Genomic DNA, 1,560 nt, shown 5'->3' on the forward strand with positions numbered 1-1,560 from the left:
TGTATAAGAGACAGAGGTAGACGTCCTCCAGGCTCGGCGTCGTCAACGTGAAGTCCTCCAGGGCCGCGAAGGCCGGCCCCTGCGTGAGGGTGGCGACCAGGGCGCGCGCGTCGTCCTGGGGGAGGCGGAGGGTCCAGCGCCGGCCTCCGGCGCCCGCGATGCCGGCGGTGCCGGCGGCCGCGGCGATGGCCGGGATCCGCAGCGGCGGCTCGTCGCGCCAGACGAGTTCGAGCCGCACCTCGGTGCCGACCAGGGCCCGCAGCCCGGCGGGGGTGTCGCAGGCGATGACGCGGCCGGCGTCGAGGACCGCGACGCGGTCGAGGACGGTCTCGGCCTCCGTCACGTTGTGGGTGACCAGCAGCACGGTGGTGCCGTGCCGCTCGCGGCGGCGGTCGAGGGCGGACCAGACGGCGCGGCGGGCGACCGGGTCCATGCCGGCGGTCGGCTCGTCGAGCACCAGGACGGGCCGGTGGCCGGCCAGCGCGGCGGCCACGCAGGCGAGCCGCCGCTGGCCGCCGGAGAGCCGTTTCAGCGGGCGGCCGGCAAGCGGTGCGAGGTCCAGTTCGCCGAGCACGGCGTCCCGCTCCCGGCGGGCGGTGGCCGTGTCGAGGCCGCGGAGCCTGGCGGTGGTCTCGACGGCGAGTGCGACGGTCAACTCGTCGAGGGCGGTGGACTCCTGGCCGAGATAGGCGAGGAGCCGGGCGGCGTACCCGGGGTGGCGGAGGAGGTCGTGGCCGAGCAGGGTGACCGTGCCGGCGTCGGGGCGGAGCAGCCCGGTGAGCTGTCTGACCAGGGTGGTCTTGCCGGCGCCGTTGGGGCCGAGGAGGCCGAAGATCTCGCCGCGGGCCACGTCGAGGTCGATGCCGTCGCTGGCCACGACCGGCGGCGGGTCGGCCTTGGCGGCTCGTCCGAGGCGTCGGCCGCGGCGCCTGGCCGGGTAGCTCTTGACCAGTCCGCGCACGGTCAACGCGGCCTTGGCTGGGGCGCGTCGCGGTGCGGGGGTTCGGGCCTCGGCCCGTGCGGTAGATGAGGCCACGGTCCACGAGCCTACGCGGCGCGGCGGACCCGCGGGACGCGCCCCCCGGCTCAGGAGGCGCGTTCGACGCCCGTCCTGAGGTCCACCTCGCGCCAGAAACCGGCCCGGATCGCGTACCTGTCCTGCTCGTCGATCTGGTCGTCCTTGTGCGCCAGCAGCCCGAACCGGGCGGCGTAGCGGAGGAGTTCGCCGTCGATGCGGTGCGGGATGCGGGGGTACTCGGTGGAGAGCCGGTCGAGGTGGTTGGTCGAGACGAGACGCTCGGCCCAGCGGCGGGCGAAGACCTGGCCGACCTCGAAGGGGTCGCCGCTGACGGCGGTGATGTCCTCCTCGCGGTCGGCCCAGCGCTGCTCGGCGGTGGTGAGCTGGGAGAGCATCGGCAGGGCAGCCGTCTCCGGGGCCTCGTCCGGCGAGCCGCGGTCGACCCAGCCTCGGTCGGAGGACCAGCGCAGGGTGGCGGTGGTCGGCGCGCCGCCGTGTGGTGGGGCGGGAAGCGGGCGGCCGAGGGAGGCGAGGTCCTTGGG

General features: G+C 75.8%; 1 protein-coding gene and 1 pseudogene. Both read right to left on the minus strand.

Annotated elements, in window-relative coordinates; all coding sequences use genetic code 11:
* Positions 1-961, minus strand: a 961-nt coding sequence (locus E1283_RS36045) for an ABC transporter ATP-binding protein (RefSeq protein ID WP_132822370.1), incomplete at its 3' end; no start/stop codon positions are given.
* Positions 962-1,086: 125 nt separating this feature from the next.
* A pseudogene (locus E1283_RS36050) lies at positions 1,087-1,560 on the minus strand (NYN domain-containing protein); the annotation flags it as partial.

Origin of the sequence: Streptomyces hainanensis (genome assembly GCF_004348415.1) — a bacterium.
Classification (GTDB): domain Bacteria; phylum Actinomycetota; class Actinomycetes; order Streptomycetales; family Streptomycetaceae; genus Streptomyces; species Streptomyces hainanensis.